17 protein-coding genes are annotated in these 21,417 nt (G+C 68.0%); 13 read left to right on the top strand and 4 right to left on the bottom strand.

Annotated elements, in window-relative coordinates:
• A partial coding sequence (gene pdxR, locus AC1D2K_RS08475) for a MocR-like pyridoxine biosynthesis transcription factor PdxR (protein WP_478087872.1) occupies positions 1–1,132 on the bottom strand: 1,132 nt, incomplete at its 3' end.
• A 118-nt stretch (positions 1,133–1,250) separates the two neighbouring features.
• On the opposite strand from pdxR, the gene AC1D2K_RS08470 reads away from it, so the two are divergent.
• The 6 genes from AC1D2K_RS08470 to gabD all read left to right on the top strand — a co-directional run bounded on the left by AC1D2K_RS08470 (position 1,251) and on the right by gabD (position 8,423).
• A complete protein-coding gene (locus AC1D2K_RS08470) occupies positions 1,251–2,519 on the top strand; it encodes a 4-aminobutyrate--2-oxoglutarate transaminase (RefSeq protein ID WP_478087870.1) in 1,269 nt (422 codons plus the stop codon).
• 31 nt (positions 2,520–2,550) lie between these two features.
• Entirely contained in the window at positions 2,551–3,660 is a 1,110-nt protein-coding gene (locus tag AC1D2K_RS08465; RefSeq protein ID WP_478087869.1) for an ABC transporter ATP-binding protein, read from the top strand.
• Positions 3,661–3,709: 49 nt separating this feature from the next.
• On the top strand, positions 3,710–4,744 hold the full coding sequence (locus AC1D2K_RS08460) for an ABC transporter substrate-binding protein (RefSeq protein ID WP_478087868.1): 1,035 nt from the start codon (positions 3,710–3,712) through the stop codon (positions 4,742–4,744).
• A gap of 83 nt (positions 4,745–4,827) precedes the next feature.
• On the top strand, positions 4,828–6,087 hold the full coding sequence (locus AC1D2K_RS08455; RefSeq protein WP_478087875.1) for an ABC transporter permease: 1,260 nt from the start codon (positions 4,828–4,830) through the stop codon (positions 6,085–6,087).
• Between the two features lie 5 nt (positions 6,088–6,092).
• Entirely contained in the window at positions 6,093–6,926 is an 834-nt protein-coding gene (locus AC1D2K_RS08450) for an ABC transporter permease (RefSeq protein WP_478087866.1), read from the top strand.
• A 33-nt stretch (positions 6,927–6,959) separates the two neighbouring features.
• The gene (gene gabD, locus AC1D2K_RS08445) at positions 6,960–8,423 is read left to right on the top strand and encodes an NADP-dependent succinate-semialdehyde dehydrogenase (protein WP_478087864.1); all 1,464 of its coding nucleotides are present in this window, start codon (positions 6,960–6,962) and stop codon (positions 8,421–8,423) included.
• 129 nt (positions 8,424–8,552) lie between these two features.
• On the opposite strand, the gene ispF is transcribed toward gabD, so the two are convergent.
• Both ispF and ispD read right to left on the bottom strand, forming a co-directional pair.
• The gene (gene ispF / locus AC1D2K_RS08440) at positions 8,553–9,038 is read right to left on the bottom strand and encodes a 2-C-methyl-D-erythritol 2,4-cyclodiphosphate synthase (RefSeq protein ID WP_478087863.1); all 486 of its coding nucleotides are present in this window, start codon (positions 9,036–9,038) and stop codon (positions 8,553–8,555) included.
• Positions 9,035–9,745, bottom strand: coding sequence for a 2-C-methyl-D-erythritol 4-phosphate cytidylyltransferase (ispD, locus tag AC1D2K_RS08435; protein WP_478087862.1), 711 nt, complete (start codon positions 9,743–9,745; stop codon positions 9,035–9,037). Before ispD ends, ispF begins: the two co-directional genes overlap by 4 nt.
• Positions 9,746–9,849: 104 nt before the next feature.
• Here ispD and mfd point away from each other — a divergent pair, with 104 nt between their 5' ends.
• The 6 genes from mfd (at position 9,850) to AC1D2K_RS08405 (ending at position 19,242) form a co-directional block, all read left to right on the top strand.
• Positions 9,850–13,335 (top strand): transcription-repair coupling factor, encoded by a 3,486-nt coding sequence (gene mfd, locus AC1D2K_RS08430; RefSeq protein ID WP_478087860.1) that lies wholly within the window; start codon positions 9,850–9,852, stop codon positions 13,333–13,335.
• Complete coding sequence (gene serB, locus AC1D2K_RS08425; RefSeq protein ID WP_478087859.1) at positions 13,332–14,036, top strand: phosphoserine phosphatase SerB; 705 nt, start codon at positions 13,332–13,334, stop codon at positions 14,034–14,036. Before mfd ends, serB begins: the two co-directional genes overlap by 4 nt.
• Positions 14,033–15,283 carry a cystathionine gamma-synthase family protein gene (locus tag AC1D2K_RS08420; RefSeq protein WP_478087858.1) on the top strand — a complete coding sequence of 417 codons (1,251 nt, stop codon included), beginning with the start codon at positions 14,033–14,035 and terminating at the stop codon, positions 15,281–15,283. Before serB ends, AC1D2K_RS08420 begins: the two co-directional genes overlap by 4 nt.
• Before the next feature lie 158 nt (positions 15,284–15,441).
• On the top strand, positions 15,442–16,899 hold the full coding sequence (locus tag AC1D2K_RS08415; protein ID WP_478087874.1) for an alkaline phosphatase: 1,458 nt from the start codon (positions 15,442–15,444) through the stop codon (positions 16,897–16,899).
• 28 nt (positions 16,900–16,927) lie between these two features.
• Positions 16,928–18,439: an alkaline phosphatase gene (locus AC1D2K_RS08410; RefSeq protein WP_478087856.1), complete on the top strand. Its 1,512-nt coding sequence runs from the start codon at positions 16,928–16,930 to the stop codon at positions 18,437–18,439.
• Between the two features lie 17 nt (positions 18,440–18,456).
• Positions 18,457–19,242 (top strand): hypothetical protein, encoded by a 786-nt coding sequence (locus tag AC1D2K_RS08405; protein WP_478087855.1) that lies wholly within the window; start codon positions 18,457–18,459, stop codon positions 19,240–19,242.
• A gap of 15 nt (positions 19,243–19,257) precedes the next feature.
• Here the strand turns inward: AC1D2K_RS08405 and AC1D2K_RS08400 are convergent, their stop codons facing one another.
• Positions 19,258–20,445 carry an aminotransferase-like domain-containing protein gene (locus AC1D2K_RS08400; protein ID WP_478087854.1) on the bottom strand — a complete coding sequence of 396 codons (1,188 nt, stop codon included), beginning with the start codon at positions 20,443–20,445 and terminating at the stop codon, positions 19,258–19,260.
• Between the two features lie 86 nt (positions 20,446–20,531).
• Between AC1D2K_RS08400 and nth the strand changes: the two genes are divergently transcribed.
• Entirely contained in the window at positions 20,532–21,170 is a 639-nt protein-coding gene (nth, locus tag AC1D2K_RS08395) for an endonuclease III (protein WP_478087852.1), read from the top strand.
• Positions 21,171–21,417: the final 247 nt, after the last annotated feature.

Here is a 21,417-nt window from a genome sequence, read left to right as displayed (position 1 = left end):
CGTTGATGAACTCCGCCAGCACCGCCTGCTGCATCAGCTGGCCTTCGCGGTAGAGCTCGGCCAGGCCGAGCGAGAACAGGTCGGCCAGCGGCGCCGGCACGGCCATGTAGCCCACGCGCATGCCGGGAAACAGAGTCTTGCTGAAACTACTGAGGTAGATCACCTGGCCGTTGTTGTCCAGCCCCTGCAACGAGGCCAGCGGGCGGATGCCGAAGCGGAATTCGCTGTCGTAGTCGTCCTCGATGATCCAGCAGTTGTGCAGGCGCGCGTACTCCAGCAGCATGCGCCGCCGCGCCAGGCTCATCACCATGCCCAGCGGGTACTGGTGCGACGGCGTGCAGATGATCAGCCGCGGCGGGCGCGCCAGGTGTTTCGCGTCGGGGTTGATGCCTTCGCCATCGACCGGGATCGGCGTCAGCTTCAGCCCGGACGACAGCAGGATGCCGCGCAGCCCCCAGTAACACGGCTCCTCGATCCACACCTGGTCGCCCACGTCGCAGAGCAGGCGTACCGCCAGGTCCACCGACTGGTGGATGCCGGTGGTGATGACGATCTGCTCGGGCTGGCAGTTGGCCGAGCGGGCCACGCGCAGATAGTCGGCCAGGGCGCGGCGCAGCGGCCGGTAGCCGCCACCGGGCGCGTAGGTCATGAGTTCGGGCTTGGGGTTGCGCCAGATGCGGCTTTGCAGGCGGTTCCATGACTTGAGCGGGAACTCGGTCACGTCCGGCACGCCGGGCATGAAGGCGCCCCACTGCTGCTTGGACACGCCGCTGAGTTCGATGGTGCGCTTGCCGCGCGCCGACAGGCGGTGGCGGTCGCGCACGGCGCGGCGCGGCGCGCCGGCCGGGCCTTCGTCCACGCGGTCGGGCGTGGTGTCGGCCACATAGGTGCCGCTGCCACTTTGTGTTTCGACGTAACCCTCGGCCAGCAGTTGCTCGTAGACCTGGATCACGGTGTTGCGTGCAATCGAGAGATCGGCACCCAATGTGCGCGAGGACGGCAACTTGGCACCGGCGGCCAGCCGCCCGGAGAGGATGGCCTGCTGAAGCAGGCGGAACAACTGGCGGTAGGCGGGCTCCTCGGCAGCGGTGTCAAGATGTTCAAGCAGCCAATCGGACAGGATGGAGTCCATGCTTACCCCTAGAAAGTGGTTCCATGAGAATGCATCAAATGGCTCTTCAGTATAGGACCGAAAGTCTCGACACTCCGGCCACGCTTCAACCGATGCCAGCCGAACCGAGGACCACCCAATGAACAACCAGACACTGCAACAACGCAAAGATGCCGCCACCCCGCGCGGCGTGGGCGTGATGTGCAACTTCTACGCCGACCGCGCCGAGAACGCCGAGCTGTGGGACGTGGAAGGCCGCCGCTACATCGACTTCAGCGCCGGCATCGCCGTGCTCAACACCGGCCACCGCCATCCGAAAGTGGTCGCCGCGATCCGCGCGCAGCTCGACCGCTTCACCCACACCGCCTACCAGATCGTGCCCTACGCCTCGTATGTAGAACTGGCCGAGCGCATCAACAGCGTCACACCCGGCAGCCATGCCAAGAAGACCGCGTTCTTCAGCACCGGCGCCGAGGCGGTGGAAAACGCGGTGAAGATCGCCCGCGCCGCCACCGGCCGCCCCGGCGTGATCGCCTTCGGCGGCGGCTTCCATGGCCGCACCATGCTCGGCATGGCGCTGACCGGCAAAGTCGCCCCCTACAAGGTCGGCTTCGGCCCCTTCCCCAGCGACATCTACCACCTGCCCTTCCCGAACGCGCTGCACGGCGTGACGGTGGATGCGGCACTGCAGGCCCTGCAGCAGCTGTTCAAGGCCGACATCGACGCTGCCCGCGTGGCGGCCATCATCATCGAGCCGGTGCAGGGCGAAGGCGGCTTCTACATGGTGCCGCCCGAGTTCATGCGCGCCCTGCGCGCGGTGTGCGACCAGTACGGCATCCTGCTGATCGCCGACGAGGTGCAGACCGGTTTCGCCCGCACCGGCAAGCTGTTCGCCATGGAGCACTTTGACGTGCTGCCCGACCTGATGACGCTGGCCAAGAGCCTGGCCGGCGGCATGCCGCTGTCGGCGGTGTGCGGCCGCGCCGAGCTGATGGACGCGGCGCAGCCTGGCGGCCTGGGCGGCACCTATGCGGGCAACCCGCTGGCGGTGGCCGCGGCGCATGCCGTGCTCGACGTGATCGCCGAGGAACGACTGGCCGAGCGTGCGCAAGGCCTTGGCGAAAAGCTCAAGGCCCGGCTCGACCGCATCCGCAAGGAAGTGCCGCAGATCACCGACGTGCGCGGCCCCGGCGCCATGGTGGCGGTGGAGTTCGGCCACCCCACCACCGGCGAGCCCGACGTCGAATTCMTGCGCAAGGTGCAGTCACACGCGCTGGCCCATGGCCTGCTGCTGCTGAGCTGCGGCACCTATGGCAACGTGATCCGTTTCCTGTTTCCGCTGACCATTGCCGACACCACCTTCGACGAGGCGCTGGACATCCTGGAAGACGCGCTGCGCCAAGCCTGAAGCCAACCACCCCCCGCTGGAACCCACCATCATGCGCAACGACAACCACAGCGACAACGACGTCCTCGTCAGCTTCCGTGGCGTGAAGAAGACCTACGATGGAGAACACCTGGTCGTCAAACAGCTCGACCTGGACATCTACCGTGGTGAATTCCTGACCCTGCTCGGCCCTTCGGGTTCGGGCAAGACCACCTGCCTGATGATGCTGGCCGGGTTCGAATTCCCCACCAGCGGCGAGATCCGGCTCGACGGCAAGCTGCTCAACCGCGTGCCGCCGCACAAGCGCAACATCGGCATGGTGTTCCAGAACTACGCGCTGTTCCCGCACATGACGGTAGCCCAAAACGTGGGCTACCCGCTGCAGGTGCGCGGCATCGGCGGCGAAGCGCGCCAGCGCCAGGTGCACGAAGCCTTGCAGATGGTGCGCATGGAAACCTTCGGCGAACGTTTCCCCGCGCAACTCTCGGGCGGACAGCAGCAGCGCATCGCCCTGGCCCGCGCGCTGGTGTTCAAGCCGCAGCTGGTGCTGATGGACGAGCCGCTCGGCGCGCTCGACAAGCAGCTGCGCGAACACATGCAACTCGAACTCAAGGCGCTGCACCGCCAGCTCGGCGTGACTTTCGTCTACGTCACGCACGACCAGGGTGAGGCACTCACCATGTCGGACCGCGTGGCCGTGTTCGACCAGGGCATCATCCAGCAGATCGATCCCGTCGGCGCCTTGTATGAAACGCCGGGCAACGCCTTCGTGGCCAGCTTCATCGGCGACAGCAACCGCCTGCAAGGCCAGATCGGCCAGCGCGACGGCGACCGCTGCACGCTGAACCTGCCCGGCGGCCATGTGCTGCGCGGCATGCGCATCGGCGAAGCGACGCCCGGCCAGACGGCCACCGCCAGCATCCGCCCCGAACGCATGCGGCTGGTGGACGCAGCCGACACCGCAGCGGCCGGCAACATCCTGCGCGGCAGTGCCGCCGGCATGATCTATTTCGGCGACCACGTACGCCTGCAGTGCGACTTCGCCGACCAGCCGCAATGCTTCGTCAAGGTGCCGCTCGACACGCCCGCGCTGGCGCGTCTCGCACCGGGGCAACCGGTCGCCCTCGCATTCGAACCCGAACACCTGCGCATCTTTTCCTGAGTCTTCTTCCCCCGCCCCCGCCCCCGCCAAAACTGAAAGGCTTTTCACCATGCAACGCTTCACCCTCTACTCCACCGCGGCTGCCGCGCTGCTGACCTGTGGCCTGGCCAATGCCAAGGATCTGACCGTCGTCAACTTCGGCGGCGCCAACGGCAATGCCCAGAAAGCGGCATTCACCCAGCCCTACGAGAAACAGACCGGCAACAAGATCGTCGGCGTTGAGTACAACGGCGAACAGGCCAAGGTGAAAGCCATGGTCGRGGCCAAGCGCGTGACCTGGGACCTGGTCGAAGTGGAAACCGGCGACCTGGCGCGCGGCTGCGAAGAAGGCCTGTACGAGAAGCTCGACTACAGCAAGATCGGCGCGAAGAGCAGCTTCATCCCCGAAGCTCCGCAGGAATGCGGYATGGGCATCTTCGTCTGGTCCACCGTGCTGGGCTACAACAGCGACAAGCTCAAGACCRCCCCCACCGGCTGGAAGGATTTCTGGGACGTGAAGAAGATCCCCGGCAAACGCGGCATGCGCAAGACCGCGCTGTACAACCTCGAATTCGCCCTGATGGCCGACGGCGTGCCCGCCAAGGACGTGTACAAGGTGCTGGCCACCAAGGAAGGCGTGGACCGCGCCTTCAAGAAGCTCGACGAAATCAAGCCCTTCATCCAGTGGTGGGAAGCCGGTGCGCAGCCGCCGCAGTTCCTGGTGGCCGGCGACGTGGTGATGAGCACCGTCTTCAACGGCCGTATCGACGCCGCGCGCCGCGAAGGCAAGGCGCTGAACGTGGTGTGGGACGGCGGCATCTACGACCTCGACTACTGGGCCATCCCCAAGGGCACGCCGAACAAGGACCTGGCGCTCGAATACATCGCCTTCAGCGTGGCACCGGCGCAGCAGGCCGCCTATGCCAAGAACATCGCCTACGGCCCGGTGAACCAGGCCGCCATCAAGATGCTCGACGCCAAGACCCTGGCCGACCTGCCCAACGCGCCGGCCAACAGCAAGAACGCCGTGCTGCTCGACGGCGCCTTCTGGACCGACCACGGTGAAGAGCTGCAGCAGCGCTTCACCGCCTGGGCGGCCAAGTAAGCCGGTCACTTGTCAAGACTGCCAAGATGAACGCCGTCACCGCCCTGCCGCCATCACCGGGCGGTGCCGCGTCCGCCCCGACCATGAACGACGAAGCCACCCCCACCACGGCGACCGCCGCCAGCCAGCGGCGGCTCAAGCAGGAGCTGCGCCGCGCCGAGATGCGCAAGAGGGCGTCAGCRCTCGCGCTGATCGCCCCGCTCGCGCTATTTCTGCTGGTGGTGTTCGCCGTGCCCATCGCCGCGCTGCTGCAGCGCGCCGTGTCCAGCCCTGAAATTCCGAACGCATTGCCGCAGACCGTGGCGGTGCTCGCCAAGTGGGACCGCCAGGCCCTGCCGCCCGATGCCGCCTACAGCGCCCTGGCCGCCGACCTGGCCACCGCCCGCCAGGGCAACAGCGCGGGCGAACTCGCGCGCCGGCTCAACAACGAGATCAGCGGCTACCGCTCGCTGGTCACCAAGACCGCGCGCGCCATGCCGGTCGACGGTGATGCGGCACACGCCAGGGAAGCCCTGATCGCCATCGACCCGCGCTGGGGCGAGTTGCCCTACTGGCAGGCCATCGCCAAGAATGCCAGCCGCACCACGCCCTTCTTCCTGCTGGCCGCGCTCGACCTGCAGCAGGACAACTTCGGCAACATCCACAAGGCCCCGCCGGATGCCGCCATCTACCTTGACATCTTCGGCCGCACGCTGTGGATCGGCGCGCTGACCACCGGCCTGGCGCTGCTGATCGCGTTCCCGCTGGCTTATTGGGCTTCCACCCTGCCGGCGCGCCAGGCCAACCTGGTGATGATCTGCGTGCTGATCCCGTTCTGGACGTCGGTGCTGGTGCGCATCGCCGCCTGGGTGGTGCTGTTGCAGCAGTCGGGTCTGGTCAACACCGGATTGATGGCGTTGGGCGTTACGAACACGCCGCTGGCCCTGCTGTTCAACCGCACCGGCGTGACCATTTCCATGGTGCACATCCTGCTGCCCTTCATGATCCTGCCGCTGTACAGCGTGATGAAAGCCATTCCGCCGACCTACCAGCGCGCGGCCATCTCGCTGGGCAGCCACCCGTTCGCCGCGTTCTGGCGCGTCTACGTGCCGCAGACCTATGCCGGCATCGCCGCCGGCGTGCTGCTGGTGTTCATCACCGCCATCGGCTACTACATCACCCCCGCGCTGCTCGGCGGTCCGGGCGACCAGATGGTGAGTTACTACGTCGCCTACTTCACCAACCAGGCCGTCAACTGGGGCATGGCCTGCGCGCTCGGTGCCCTGCTGCTGGTGGCCACGCTGGTGCTGTACGCGGCCTACCAGCGCATCTCCAAGACCAATGCCAACGCCAATGTGAGGTGAACCCGATGCGCACACTGCTCCCCACCTTCCCGCCCTATACCTCGCTGGCCGAGCGCGCCTGGTACTACACGCTGCGTGGCCTGTGCGCGCTGGTGCTGCTGTACCTGGTGCTGCCGATCCTGGCCATCGTGCCGCTGTCCTTCAGCGACAGCAGCTTCCTGGCCTACCCGATCACCGGCTTCTCGATGCGCTGGTACCAGAACCTGTTCGAGGCCGAGGAGTGGATGCGCGCCGCCAGGAACAGCTTCATCGTGGCACCGGCCGCCACCGTGATCGCCACCGTGCTCGGCACCTTGGCAGCCACTGGCCTCAGCAAGGCCGAGTTCCGCGGCAAGGGCCTGCTGATGGCCGTGCTGATCTCGCCGATGGTGGTGCCGGTGATCGTGGTCGGCGTGGGCATGTATCTGTTCTTCGCGCCGCTGGGCCTGTCGGACAGCTACACCGCGCTGATCCTGGCCCATGCGGCGCTCGGTGCGCCGTTTGTCGTCACCACCGTGCTGGCCACGCTGCAGGGCTTCAACCACAACCTGGTGCGTGCCAGCCTGAGCCTGGGCGCGGGGCGGCTGACCACCTTCTTTCGCATCACCCTGCCGCTGATCGCGCCGGGCGTCATCTCGGGCGCGCTGTTCGCGTTCGCCACCTCGTTCGACGAAGTGGTGGTCACGCTGTTCCTGGCCGGCGCCGAGCAGGTGACGCTGCCGCGCCAGATGTTCACCGGCATCCGGGAAAACATCAGCCCGACGATTGCCGCGCTGGCGACGATCCTGATCCTGTTCTCTACCTCCCTGCTGCTCGCGCTCGAATGGCTGCGCGGTCGTGCCGCCAAACGCGGCGGATGAGATTGCGCCCCACAACTTGATTGAAGGATTCGTATGTTGAAACTCCGCAAACCGGAGCTCTTCCGCCAACAGGCTTACCTGGACGGCCGCTGGTGCGATGCCGACAGCAGTGCCAGCTTCGCCGTGACGAACCCGGCCACCGGCGACGTGCTCGGCCATGTGCCCGAAATGGGCGCGGCCGAAACCCGCCGCGCGATCTTGGCCGCGCAGGCCGCCTGGGCTGGCTGGCGCCGCAAGACGGCCAAGGAGCGCAGCGCCATCCTGCGCAGGTGGAACGACCTGATGCTGGCGAACGCCGACGATCTGGCCGCCATCATGACGGCCGAACAGGGCAAGCCGCTGGCCGAATCCAAGGGCGAGATCGCCTATGCCGCGTCGTTCATCGAGTGGTTCGCCGAAGAGGGCAAACGCGTCAACGGCGACACGCTGCAGTCACCGGCGAATGACAAGCGACTGCTGGTTGTGAAGGAACCGATCGGCGTCTGCGCCGCCATCACACCGTGGAACTTCCCGGCCGCGATGATCACCCGCAAGGCCGGGCCCGCATTGGCGGCCGGCTGCACCATGGTGCTGAAGCCCGCCGAAAGCACGCCGTTTTCCGCGCTCGCGCTGGCGGTGCTGGCCGAAGAGGCCGGTGTGCCGGCCGGCGTGTTCAGCGTGTTGACAGGCGATGCGCGCGCCATCGGCGGCGAACTGACCGCCAACCCGATCGTACGCAAGCTCAGCTTCACCGGCTCCACCGAGGTCGGCCGGCTGCTGATGGCGCAGAGCGCGCCGAGCATCAAAAAGCTGTCGCTCGAACTTGGCGGCAACGCGCCCTTCATCGTCTTCGACGACGCCGACCTGGACGAAGCCGTGACCGGCGCCATCGCCTCCAAATACCGCAACGCCGGCCAGACCTGTGTCTGCGCCAACCGCCTCTATGTGCAGGACGGCGTGTACGACGCCTTCGCCGCCAAACTCGTCAAGGCCGTGCAGGCGCTGAAGGTGGGCGCGGGCACCGAGCCCGGCGTCGAACAGGGCCCGCTGATCGACGAAGCAGCGGTGGACAAGATCGAGTCGCACATCGCCGACGCCCTCGCCAAGGGCGGCAAAGTGCTGACCGGCGGCAAGCGCCACGCACTCGGCCACACCTTCTTCGAGCCCACCGTGGTGGCCAACGCCAGCCCCGACATGCTGGTGGCACGCGAGGAAACCTTCGGCCCGCTGGCGCCGCTGTTCCGCTTCCGCACCGACGCCGAGGTGGTGCAGATGGCCAACGACACCGAGTTCGGCCTGGCCAGCTATTTCTACAGCCGCGACATCGCCCGCATCTGGCGCGTGGCCGAGGCGCTGGAATACGGCATGGTCGGCATCAACACCGGCCTGATCTCCAATGAGGTGGCACCTTTTGGCGGCGTGAAGCAGTCGGGCCTGGGCCGCGAAGGTTCGTCGTATGGCATCGACGACTACGTGGTGGTGAAGTACCTGTGCATGGGCGGATTGAAGAGCCTTTGAACTCTTCCTGGTGAAAGCAGCAGGCACCGTTGGAAGCGATTCCCCGCCTTGCAGAACGATGCGACGTGGGCAGGCCAAGGTCGCGGCCGCGGTCGCAGACGCCTTTGGCTGCCCAAGGCAGGCGCCGGCCTAACGGTGCAGCAGGACGACGGCGCGCGCTTCCATCGCCCTGCCCTCGCCCACCGGGCCCAGCTTCTCGGCGGTCTTGGCCTTGACGTTCACCTGCTCGACCGCAATGCCGAGCGCGGCGGCGATGCGCTGGCACATCGCCGGGATGTGTGGCGCCAGCTTCGGCGCCTGTGCGATCACGGTGCTGTCGATGTTGCCCACTTGCCAGCCCGCGGCACGCACGCGGCGCGCCGCCTCGGCCAGCAGCACCGACGAGTCCGCGCCGCTGAACTGCGCATCGGTGTCGGGGAAATGGCGGCCGATGTCGCCGAGCCCGGCAGCACCGAGCAGCGCATCGGTGATCGCATGCAGCAGCACGTCGGCGTCCGAATGGCCCAGCAAGCCGGTGCTGTGGGGCACCTCGACGCCTCCGAGGATCAGCTTGCGGCCGGCCACCAGCTGATGGACGTCCCAGCCCTCGCCGATGCGGATGTCGAAACCGTTCATGACGTGCTCCGGCGGCTGCGCAGGATCGACTCTGCGAGCGCGAAGTCCTCCGCATAGGTGAGCTTGAAGTTCTGCGCGCTGCCCGGCACCAGCAGCGGTGCCAGGCCGATGGCCTCGATCGCGCTGGCCTCGTCGGTCACCGCATCGCCGCTGCGCTCCAGCGCGTCGAGCAGCATGCCGATGCGGAACATCTGGGGCGTCTGGGCCAGCCACTTGTCGGCGCGGGTCGGCGTGCTCGCAACCCGGCCTTCGGGCGTGGCGACCTTGAGCGTGTCCGCCAGCCGGTGGGCCAGCAGGCCACCGACCGCGTCGTGCTCGCAGGCCGCGATCAGGGCCTCGATCTGGCTCGGCGTGACCAGGCAGCGCGCGGCGTCGTGCACCAGCACCCAGTCGTGCGGGTCGGCGCCGAGCTGCCGCAGCGAGCGCAGCCCGTTGCGCACCGTCGCGGCGCGGCTGGCGCCGCCGACCCGCAGCAGGTGTTCGCCCGTGGCCGGGAAGCGCGGCAGCACGATGCCGACGTCGGGATCGGCCGGCGCCACCACCAGCGCCAGGCCGGCGAAGGTTCCGGCCAGGGCGCGGAAGGCCTCCAGCGTGTGCTCGACCATCGGACGGCCGGCGATCCGCTGGTACTGCTTGGGGCCGGTGCTGCCGGCACGGCTGCCCGAGCCCGCGCAGGGGATCAGGACGAAAAGACGAGAAGCGGACATGGGATGAATTGCGGCCAGCGACTAAAGGGCAGCCATTCTAGAATCGGGCTTCGCACACCCTTCGCCGACCGGCGCGGGGTGTTCTGCATTTCCCGGGCACCTCCATGGACCTCCCCCAACTCACGGCGGGCAAGCGCTTCACGCTGCCGCGCCCTCCGCTGTCGGCCGACGCGCTGATGCTGGCGCAGCTGGCCGAACGCGAGAAAGCGGCCGGCCGCGCGACCGCGGTGTTCACCGCCGACGCCAACGACGCGCAGCGGCTGATCGACGAGATCGCCTTCTTCGCGCCGGGCCTGCGCTGTGCGCTGTTTCCGGACTGGGAGACCCTGCCCTACGACAGCTTCTCGCCGCACCAGGACCTGATCAGCGAGCGGCTCGCGACGCTCTGGCGCATCAGCCAGAAAGAGGCCGACGTGGTGCTGGTGCCCGCCACCACCGCGCTCTACCGGCTGGCGCCGCCGGCCTTCCTGGCCGGCTACACCTTCCATTTCAAGAGCGGCCAGAAGCTGCAGGATTCGAAGCTCAAGGCCCAGCTCACGCTGGCCGGCTACACCCATGTGACGCAGGTGGTGAGCCCGGGCGAGTACGCGGTGCGCGGCGGCCTGATCGACCTGTTCCCGATGGGTTCGCCGGTGCCGTTCCGGGTCGACCTGTTCGATGACGAGATCGATTCGATCCGCACCTTCGACCCGGACACCCAGCGCAGTCTCTACCCGGTGCCCGAGGTGCGGCTGCTGCCGGGCCGCGAGTTCCCGATGGACGACGACGCGCGGACGCGCTTTCGCAGCCGCTGGCGCGAGCTTCTCGAGGGCGACCCGACCCGCAGCCGGATCTACAAGGACATGGGGCAGGCGGTCGCCACGGCMGGCATCGAGTACTACCTGCCGCTGTTCTTCGAGGAAACCGCGACCGTCTTCGACTACCTGGGCGCCGATGCGACGGTGGTGCTGCACGGCGACCTGGAGCCGGCCTTCCAGCATTTCTGGCAGGACACGGGCGAGCGCTACCGGCTGGTGCAGGGCGACCCCGAACGGCCCGCGCTGCCGCCCGAGGCGCTGTTCCTGAATGCCGAGCAGTTCTACCAGCGCGCCAAACCGCATGCGCAGCTGGCCATCCGCGGCGAGGCGGCCGCCGACGTGCCGCCCTACGCCGAGTTCGACGCCCTGCCGCCCTTCGCGGTGGTGCGCGGCGCCGACGACCCGCTGCTCAAGCTCAAGGAACATATCCGCAGCACGCCGCACCGCGTGCTCGTGATCGCCGAGAGCGATGGCCGGCGCGAGAGCCTGCTCGATTTCCTGCGCGCCAGCGGCGTCGGCCCGCCGGCCTTCGACTCCCTGGCCGAATTCGAGGCCTCGCCCGACGAGAAGATCGGCATCGCGACCGCCGCGCTGGTGGCGGGCTTCGCCTGGCGCGAACAGGGCATCGACTTCGTCACCGAGACCGAGCTGTTCGCCACCGCGCCGGCGACCCGGCGCCGCAACAAGAAGCAGGAACAGGTCAGCGACGTCGAGGCGCTGATCAAGGACCTGAGCGAACTCGCGATCGGCGACCCGGTGGTGCACTCCGCGCACGGCATCGGCCGCTATCGCGGCCTGGTCAACATGGACCTGGGCCAGGGCCTGGACGCCGAAGGCAAGCCGCTGCTGCAGGAGATGCTGCACCTGGAGTACGCCGACCGCGCCACGCTCTACGTGCCGGTGTCGCAGCTGCACCTGGTCAGCCGCTACACCGGCGTCTCTGCCTCCGAAGCGCCGCTGCACAAGCTCGGCTCGGGCCAGTGGGAAAAGGCCAAGCGCCGGGCGGCCGAGCAGGTGCGCGATTCGGCCGCCGAGCTGCTCAACATCTACGCGCGCCGGGCGGCGCGCGAGGGCCATGCCTTCCGTTTCTCGGCCGCCGACTACGAGGTGTTCGCGAACGACTTCGGATTCGACGAGACCGCCGACCAGAAGGCCGCGATCCACGCCGTGATCCAGGACATGATCTCGCCGCAGCCGATGGACCGGCTGGTCTGCGGCGACGTCGGCTTCGGCAAGACCGAGGTCGCCTTGCGCGCCGCCTTCGTCGCGGTCACCGGCGGCAAGCAGGTGGCCTTCCTGGCGCCCACCACGCTGCTGGCCGAGCAGCACTACCAGACGCTGGTCGACCGTTTCGCCAAGTGGCCGCTGAAGGTGGCCGAGATGAGCCGCTTCCGCTCGGCCAAGGAGATCACCGCCGCCGCCAAGGGGCTGGGCGACGGCAGCGTGGATATCGTGGTGGGCACCCACAAGCTGCTGTCGCAGTCGGTCAAGTTCAAGAACCTGGGCCTCTTGATCATCGACGAGGAGCACCGTTTCGGCGTGCGCCACAAGGAGGCGATGAAGGCCATGCGCGCCGAGGTCGATGTGCTCACCCTCACGGCCACGCCGATCCCGCGCACGCTGGGCATGGCGCTCGAAGGTCTGCGCGACCTCAGCGTGATCGCCACCGCGCCGCAGCGGCGGCTCGCGATCAAGACCTTCGTTCGCAACGAGGGCACCGGCGTGATCCGCGAGGCCGTGCTGCGCGAATTGAAGCGCGGCGGCCAGGTCTACTTCCTGCACAACGAGGTCGAGACGATCGAGAACCGGCGCCAGAAGCTCGAGCAGATCCTGCCCGAGGCGCGCATCGCAGTGGCGCACGGACAGATGCCCGAGCGCGAACTCGAACGCGTGATGCGCGACTTCGTGGCCCAGCGCTACAACCTGCTCCTGTGCTCGACCATCATCGAGACCGGCATCGACGTGCCGACCGCCAACACCATCGTGATGAGCCGCGCCGACAAGTTCGGCCTGGCGCAGCTGCACCAGCTGCGCGGCCGCGTCGGCCGCAGCCATCACCAGGCCTACGCCTACCTGATGGTGCCGGACATCGACGGCCTGACCAAGCAGGCGGCGCAGCGGCTCGACGCGATCCAGCAGATGGAGGAGCTCGGCTCGGGCTTCTACCTCGCGATGCACGACCTCGAGATCCGCGGCGCCGGCGAGGTACTGGGCGAGAACCAGAGCGGCAACATGCTGGAGATCGGCTTCCAGCTCTACAACGAGATGCTGGCCGAGGCCGTGCGTTCGCTCAAGGCCGGCCAGGAGCCCGACCTGCTGGCGCCGCTCTCCGTCACGACCGAGATCAACCTGCATGCGCCGGCGCTCCTGCCCGACGACTACTGCGGCGACGTGCACCTGCGCCTGTCGTTCTACAAGAAGCTCGCGACCGCCAGGACGCCCGACCAGATCGACACCCTGCTGGAAGAAATCGTCGACCGTTTCGGCAAGCTGCCGCCGCAGGGACAGACACTGATCGACGTGCACCGGCTGCGCGTGCTGGCGCGGCCCTACGGCGTGGTCAAGGTCGACGCCGCACCGGGCGTGATCCACATCACGTTCAAGAAGGACCCGCCGGTCGATTCGATGAACATCATCCAGCTGATCCAGAAGAACAAGCACATCAAGCTCGCGGGCAACGAGAAGCTGCGCATCGAGCGCGAGCTGAAGGAACCCAGGGAGCGCGCTCAGATGGTGCGCGACGTGCTGCGCAGCCTGGGCCAACCCAAAGTACAGGAGCCGGCACCGGCATGAAAGAACTCTCTCCCGGCCTGGTCGTCCAGCGCTTCACGCCGCCGCTCGCGCTCGCCGATTTCAAACTGATCGCGTTCGACATGGACTCGACGCTGATCAACATCGAGTGCATCGACGAGATCGCCGACGCGGTCGGCAAGAAGGCCGAGGTCGCGGCCATCACCGAGGCCACGATGCGCGGTGAGATCAAGGACTTCAAGGAAAGCCTTCGGCGCCGCGTGGCCCTGCTGAAAGGCGTTCCGGTGGCTTCGCTGCAGCAGGTCTACGACCAGCGGCTGCGGCTGAATCCGGGCGCGGAGCAGTTGGTCGCGGCCTGCAAGGCGGCCGGCCTCAAGGTGCTGCTGGTCTCGGGCGGCTTCACCTTCTTCGCCAACCGCGTGAAGGATCGCTTGGGGCTGGACTTCGCGCGCTCGAACCTGCTCGACGAAGCCGACGGCCAGCTCACCGGCAGTGTCGTGCAGCAGTCCTGGGGCGACATCTGCGACGGTGCCGAGAAGCGCCGCACGCTGCTGGAAGTCGCTTCGCTGCTGGGCATCTCGGCCGCCGAGACGATCGCGGTGGGCGACGGCGCCAACGACCTGCCGATGATGGGCGAGGCCGGCCTCTCGGTGGCCTATCACGCGAAGCCGAAGGTGCGCGAACAGGCGATGGTCGCGATCAACGAAGGCGGCCTCGACCGCCTGCTCGAAGTACTGCGGTGACCACCGTGCCCGACGACGAACTCCCTCCGCCCAGCTCGGAGACGCTGCATGGCGATCGCCGGGGCGGTGTCGAGCATGGTGCGATCCACAAGCCGATCCACACCTCCGTGCAGTACGGATTCGACCGCGTCGAGGACCTGATCGGCGTCTTCCAGGGCACCCTCAAGAACAGCTTCAGCTATGCCCGCCAGGGCACGCCGACGACCGCCGCGCTCGAAGCCAAGATCAGCCGGCTCGAACAGGGCATCGGCAGCATCTGCTTCGCCAGCGGCATGGCCGCGCTGAGCGCCCTCTTCCTGACGCTGCTGCGCGCGGGCGATCACCTGGTGGCCAGCCGCTACGTCTTCGGCAATACCAACAGCCTGTTCGGCACGCTGGGCGATCTGGGCGTGGCGGTCAGCAAGGTCGATGCCGGGTCGGCGGACCAGGTTCGCGCGGCGCTGCGGCCCGAGACCCGCATGGTGTTCGTCGAGACCGTCGCGAACCCCGGCACCCAGATTCCYGACCTCGAGGCCATCGGCGCGCTGTGCCGCGAGCGCGGGCTGCTTTACGTGGTGGACAACACGATCACCTCGCCGGCCCTGTTCCGCCCGAAGACCGTAGGTGCCGGGCTGGTCGTGAACTCGCTGACCAAGACCATCGCGGGGCACGGCGCGGCACTGGGCGGCGCGGTCACCGACACGGGCGAGTTCGACTGGCGGGGCTATCCCAACATCGCGGCCAGCTACCGCGCGATGGACCCGCGGCAATGGGGCCTGCAGCAGATCCGCAAGAAGGGCCTGCGCGACATGGGCGGCACGCTGGCACCCGAGCAGGCCCACCGCATCAGCCTGGGCGCCGAGACCCTGTCGCTGCGGGTGGCGCAGACCAGCGCCACCGCGCTCGCGCTGGCGCGCTTCCTCGAAGCCCATCCGGCGGTCGACCGGGTCCACTACCCGATGCTCGAAAGCCATCCGCAGCATGCGCTCGCGATCCGGCACTTCAAGGCCGGCTCCTGGCTGCTGGCCTTCGAGCTGCGCGACAGCGCACGCATGCCGCCGATGCTCGACCGGCTGCAGCTCGCGATCAAGGCCACCGGCCTGGGCGACAACCGCACGCTGGTGATCCCGGTCGCGCCGACGATCTACTGGGAAGCCGGCCCCGTGGTGCGCGCCGAGATGGGCATCGCCGACGGGCTGGTCCGGGTCTCGGTCGGGCTGGAGTCGGCGGACGAACTCATCGCCGACTTCGACCGCGCCCTCGGCTGAATCGACCTGCATCGCGTCAGGTTTTCGTCAGGTCACAGCCGAGTCACATCTTTTTTCTAGAGTCCCCAGCATTCGCGGCGCTGGACATGGGGTCCGGCGCCTTCGGAATTCGAGGAGCATCGATGAAAAAGAAGGTGATCTATCCGTCCCTGCTGGGCATGTCCCTGCTGTTGGCGGCCTGCGGGGGCGGAAGCGGCGGTAGCGGGATCTTTCCGGTCGCCGGGGGCGGAAACGGCGGCACCACGCCGGCCACGCCGGTCACGCCCGCCGCGCCCGCCGCGCCCGCCGCGCGCGCCAAGAACGTGATCTTCTTCCTGGGCGACGGCATGGGCATCACCACGATGACCGCCGCGCGCATCTACCACGTCGGCGAGGACGGCGAACTGACGATGGACAAGCTGCCCGAGACGGCCTTCGTCCACACCTATTCCAACGACGGCCAGGTGACCGACAGCGCGCCCTCGATGGCCGCCTACATGACCGGCGTGAAGATGAACAACGAGGTCATCTCCATGTCGCCCGAGACCCAGGCCGTCGACGCCGCCGGCAAGCCCTACCACCTCAACTTCGACAGCACCTGCCCGGGCACCGGCAACGGCGTCCCGGCCGAGACCCTGCTCGAGCAGATGAAGGCCGCCGGCTACGGCACCGGCGTCGTCAGCACGACGCGCATCACGCATGCCACGCCAGCCACCACCTACGCCCACGTCTGCCACCGCGATGCGGAGAACACCATCGCCGCCGCACTGGTGCCCGGCGGCGCCGGCTACAACGCCAAGCTCGGCCAGGGCGTGGATGTGATCCTGGGCGGCGGCAGCAGCTACTTCACGCCCAAGGAAGACGGCGGCACCCGCAACGACAAGCGCAACCTGGTCAAGGAGCTGCAGGCCGCGAAGTACAGCTACGCCTCGAACAAGTCCGAGTTCGACAAGCTGCCCGTGGACGGATCGCGCATCGCGGGCCTCTTCACCAAGAGCCACATGAGCTACGACCTGGACCGCGACCCGGCCAAGGAACCGAGCCTGGCCGAGATGACCGGCAAGGCCATCGACGCCCTGGCGACCAAGAAGGCGGGCTTCTTCCTGATGGTCGAGGGCGGCCGCATCGACCATGCACTGCACGCGACCAATGCGCGCCGGGCGCTGCAGGACACGGTGGCCTTCGATGACGCGATCAAGGCCGCGCTGGACAAGATGGAGGCGCTCGATCCGGGCCTGGCGAACACTCTGATCGTGGTCACCGCCGACCACGACCATTCGCTGCAGATGAACGGCTATGCCAGGCGCACCGGCAAGACCGAGCCCGGCAAGCCCGGCGTGCTGGGCCTGGTGAAGAACTACGTCAACGGCGCCGCCTCCACCGACGTGGGCGGCAACCCTTACACGATCCTCGGCTTCGGCAACGGTCCGAACCGCCTGCCCACCCGCGGGCCGATCGACGACGCCATGCTCGAAAGCCCGGACTACCTGCAGGAAGCCGTGGTTCCGATGGCCAGCGAGACGCATGGCGGCGGCGACGTCTTCCTCGGCGCCAAGGGTCTGGGCGCCAGCACCTTCAAGGGCGTGCTCACCAACAACGAAGTGTTCGGCCTCATCAAGACCGCGATCGGCCTCTGAGCCACCCACACAGACAAGGAATCCACTGATGACTCCCACCATTCGAAGCACCGGCCTGGTCCTTTCGCTCGCACTCGCGGGCCTCGCCGGCGCCGCGCATGCCGCCGGCGAGGCGAAGAACGTGATCTTCTTCCTCGGCGACGGCATGGGTCCCGTGACCGTCACCGCGGCCCGCATCTACAAGGGCGAGAAACAGCTTGCCGCCCAGCCCGGCTCGCTGCTCTCGGCCGAGCGAGCGAAGCTGACGATGCAGTCGCTCGGCTACGCCGCCCGCGTGAAGACCTTCTCGAAGGACGGCCAGACCACCGACAGCGCGCCCTCGATGTCCGCCTACATGACCGGCGTGAAGATGAACAACGAGGTCATCTCCATGTCCGAGGACACCGCGGCCTACGCTCCCGACGGCTCGCAGTACATCAGCGGCGAGGACACCACCTGCACCGCCGCCAACGGCAAGCCGGCAGCCACGCTGCTGGAGCTGTCCAAGGCGCTCGGGCGATCGGTCGGCGCCGTCTCCACCACGCGCGTCGGGCACGCGACGCCTGCGGCCACCTATGCGCACATCTGCAACCGCAATGGCTACAACACGATCGCCGAGCAGTCGGTGCCGGGCCATGCGCGCTACAACGCTGCTTTGAAGGACGGCGTCGACGTGCTCCTGGGCGGCGGCCAGCGCAACTACCTGCCCAAGTCGACCAACCCCAGCAGCAAGCGCACCGACAACGTCGACCTGGTCGCGGCGATGCAAGCCAAGGGCTACACCTATGTCGACAGCGGAACCAAGCTGGCCGCCCTCGATGCAACCGCCACGCCGAAGCTGCTGGGCCTGTTCTCCCAGAGCGAGATGGCCTATGAACTCGACCGCGTGAATCAGAACCTGGACCAGCCGAGCCTGTCGCAGATGACCGAGAAGGCGCTGCAGGTGCTCAGCCGCAATGACAAGGGCTTCTTCCTGATGGTCGAAGGCGGCCGCATCGACCACGCGTTGCACGGCAGCAATGCCAAGCGGGCCCTGGAGGACACGCTCGCCATGGACGCCGCGATCGACACCGCGCTGGCCTTCATGGAGAAGAAGGACCCGGGCCTGAAGAACACACTGGTGGTGGTCACGGCCGACCACGATCACGCGATCGCCTTCAATGGCTACAGCAAGATCAACAACCCGATCCTGGGCAAGGTTCGCGACTACCAGACCGGCCAGCTGGCCAAGGCGTCCGACGGCAAGCCCTACACCACGCTGGTCTTCGGCAACGGCGGACGCCCGAACGCGACCGTCGGCAGCGACGTCAATCCGGAGGACGGCAGCAAGCCCTGGGTGGCTCCGGCGCGCGGCGCCTCGCGCGACGACCTGACCAACGTCGACACCACGCAGGACAACTTCCTGCAGGAAGTGGGCATCAACCTGGGCACCCCGGGCTCCGAGACGCACGGCGGCGGTGACGTGATGCTGTTCGCGGGCGGCGCCGGCGCCAGGAACTTCAAGGGCACCATGGACAACACCCGCGTGTTCTTCAAGGTCAAGGAGGCGGCAGGCCTCTGAGGGCCTGCCATTCGTAGATGAAAACCCATTCGAGCCCAKTCCGGCCGCAGGTCCTGGCCTTGCTCTCGGCCTTGCTCGCGGCCCCGTACGCGCTCGCGCACGAGACCGCGCCGACGGCGGCGGAGCGCGCGAGCGCCGTGGCCCCGCCGGTCGCCGTCACCACGGCGGCGGTGAACGCCGCGCCCGAACTCAACCTGCGCGTGAGCCATGTCACGCGCGTCGTCGGCATCGATGGCGTGACGCGCGAGACGCGCTACACCAACCACGTGTTCCGCCGCACCGGCACGGTGTGGACCGAGCGCGAACTGCCCGAGGGATTGCGCGCCAGCCTCGAACACGGCCATCCGCACGCCCACGGACCGCACGCCGGCCACGCCCACGACGAGGCGCAGGGTGCGCCTCTGCGCATCACCCGCCGGTCCGACGGCAGCGAGCTCGTCGAGGTGGTGCTCGACAAGACCCGCCGCGTCATCGAAGTCGACCGCGCGCACCATGGCAACGTGGGCTATGGGGGCTCGTGGGATGCCGCCTACTGGCTGATCGCACCAGCCAGCCTGCAGCGCATGGAACGCGTCGGGCCCGTCCGCTCGGGCGTGCAGCGCTATCGCGGCGTCCAGGGCGAGACCACCACGCAGGTGGACTGGGACGTGGCGGGCCAGTTCCCGCGCCGCATCGAGCGCAGCGATGCGCACGGCACGTCGTTCTACCTGCTGACTGCGACGCGCCTCCCGGCGCCCAAGCCGGAACCCTGGGTCGCAAGCAAGGGCTTCGACCACGGGGATTATTCAGACCTGCTGGACTGACCGGCCTGTGCAGCGCTACAGCGCCGCGCCGAGCCGCGCGATGCCTTCGCGGATCTTCTCGACGTTGGCCGTCGCGAAGCTCAGGCGCAAGGTGGCGACATCCGGCTTCTCGGCGAAGAAGGGCGCGCCGGGCACGAAGGCCACGAGCTTTTCGATCGCCCGCTTGGCGAGCACGTTGGCATCGGCGATCTTGCCGTTCGCGCCCGTGAGGCGCGCCCAGAAGAACAGGCCGCCGCCAGGCTGCGTGAAGGTGACGGCGTCACCGAGTTCCTGCTGCAGCGCCTCGCCCATGGCCAGCGCGCGTTCCGCATAGACCTTGCGCACATGGGCCAGCGTGGCCGGCATGCGGCCGCTCTTGAGGTATTGCGCGGCCGTCGCCTGGGCGAAGGTGCTGGTGTGGGCATCGCTGAACTGCTTGCACATGGTCGCCTTGGCCAGCAGCTCGGCCGGGCCGATCATCCAGCCGATGCGCAGACCCGGGCTCAGCACCTTGCTGAGGCTGCCGCAGTGCGCGACGAGCTCGCGGCTGCCGGGCACCTCGCTGGCGAGCGACAGGATCGACGGCGGCGGCGCCTGGTCGAAGTAGAGGTCGCCGTAGGGGTCGTCCTCCACGATCAGCGTCTGGTGCCTGACCGCCATCTCGAGCACCTTCTTGCGCCGCTCCAGGCTCAGCAGCGCGCCGCTCGGGTTGCCGAAGGTCGGGATCAGGTAGACGAACTTCGGCTTGTGCTCGGCGATGAGCCTTTCGAGTTCGTCGGTGCGCACGCCGTGGGCGTCGATCGGCGCACTGATCAGCTGCGCGCCGTAGAGGCGAAAACACTGGATCGTCGCCAGGAAGGTCGGGCCTTCGACGATCACCTTGTCGCCGGGCGAGATCAGCGTCTTGCCGAGCAGGTCCAGCGCCTGCTGGCTGCCGGTGGTGACGATCAGGCCGCTGGGATCGACCTCGACGCCCTTGGTCTTCATGAAGGCACTGAGCTGCGTGCGCAGCGGCTCGTAGCCCTCGGTGGCGCCGTACTGCAGGGCGCCACCCGGTTCTTCCGACAACGCCTTCGCGCTGGCTTCCTTCAGTCCCTCGACATCGAACATCGCGCTGTCGGGAAATCCCCCGGCGAAGCTGATGATGCCGGGCGTTCCGAGCAGCTTGAAGAGTTCGCGGATGGCGGAGGTTTCGACGTTGTCGAGGCGGGAAGCGAATTGCATGAGAGCCTTCTTCGGAGGAGTTGCAGAAGGAGATTGTCGCAGCGTGCGGCAGCGCGGCCGGGCGCCTCACTAAACTCCCGGCCACGATGAAGAAATCAGATATCGAGCCGTTCTTCGCCACGCTCCAGGCCGCCAACCCGACACCCGAGACCGAACTCGAGTACCGCACGCCCTTCGAACTGCTGGCCGCCGTGCTGTTGTCCGCCCAGGCCACCGACATCGGCGTCAACAAGGCGACGCGAAGGCTGTTCCCGGTCGCCAACACGCCGCAGGCGATCCTGGACCTGGGCGTCGAGGGCCTGGAGGGCTACATCAAGACCATCGGCCTCTACCGCAGCAAGGCCAAGCACCTGATCGAGGCCTGCCGCATGCTGGTCGAGCTGCACGGCGGCGAGGTGCCGAGGACACGCGCCGAACTCGAGGCCCTGCCGGGCGTCGGCCGCAAGACCGCCAACGTGGTGCTCAACGTCGCCTTCGGCGAGCCCACCATGGCGGTCGACACGCACATCTTCCGGATCGGCAACCGCACCGGACTGGCCCCCGGAAAGACCCCGCTCGAAGTCGAACTCAAGCTCGAGAAGCGGGTTCCCGAGGCCTACCGCCTGCACGCCCACCACTGGCTGATCCTGCACGGCCGCTATGTCTGCATGGCGCGCAAGCCGCTGTGCTGGCAGTGCGCGGTGGCGCCCTGGTGCGACTACAAGCCCAAGACTCCCGCGCCTTGAGAGCCCCCACGCTCCCCCACTTCGTGTGGGTCGCTGCCCCCCGAGGGGGCCGCAGGCCGCCTTGGGGCGGCCCGGCGCCGGCCTGGATGGCCCCCACGCTCCCCCACTTCGTGTGGGTCGCTGCCCCCCGAGGGGGCCGCAGGCCGCCTTGGGGCGGCCCGGCGCCGGCCTGGATGGCCCCCACGCTCCCCCACTTCGTGTGGGTCGCTGCCCCCCGAGGGGGAGTCAGCRGGCCGCCCGTCWGCGC

Source organism: Variovorax sp. P1_H12_2 (genome assembly GCF_056405335.1).
This window is presented reverse-complemented; position numbering and strand designations above follow the sequence as displayed.

Excerpts from the sequence above, each read along its gene's own strand:
- AC1D2K_RS08465 (WP_478087869.1), top strand. The coding sequence starts at position 2,551 with ATGCGCAACGACAACCACAGCGACAACGACGTCCTCGTCAGCTTCCGT.
- AC1D2K_RS08450 (WP_478087866.1), top strand. The coding sequence starts at position 6,093 with ATGCGCACACTGCTCCCCACCTTCCCGCCCTATACCTCGCTGGCCGAG.
- gabD (WP_478087864.1), top strand. The coding sequence starts at position 6,960 with ATGTTGAAACTCCGCAAACCGGAGCTCTTCCGCCAACAGGCTTACCTG.
- ispF (WP_478087863.1), bottom strand. The coding sequence starts at position 9,038 with ATGAACGGTTTCGACATCCGCATCGGCGAGGGCTGGGACGTCCATCAG.
- ispD (WP_478087862.1), bottom strand. The coding sequence starts at position 9,745 with ATGTCCGCTTCTCGTCTTTTCGTCCTGATCCCCTGCGCGGGCTCGGGC.
- serB (WP_478087859.1), top strand. The coding sequence starts at position 13,332 with ATGAAAGAACTCTCTCCCGGCCTGGTCGTCCAGCGCTTCACGCCGCCG.
- AC1D2K_RS08415 (WP_478087874.1), top strand. The coding sequence starts at position 15,442 with ATGTCCCTGCTGTTGGCGGCCTGCGGGGGCGGAAGCGGCGGTAGCGGG.
- AC1D2K_RS08410 (WP_478087856.1), top strand. The coding sequence starts at position 16,928 with ATGACTCCCACCATTCGAAGCACCGGCCTGGTCCTTTCGCTCGCACTC.
- AC1D2K_RS08400 (WP_478087854.1), bottom strand. The coding sequence starts at position 20,445 with ATGCAATTCGCTTCCCGCCTCGACAACGTCGAAACCTCCGCCATCCGC.
- nth (WP_478087852.1), top strand. The coding sequence starts at position 20,532 with ATGAAGAAATCAGATATCGAGCCGTTCTTCGCCACGCTCCAGGCCGCC.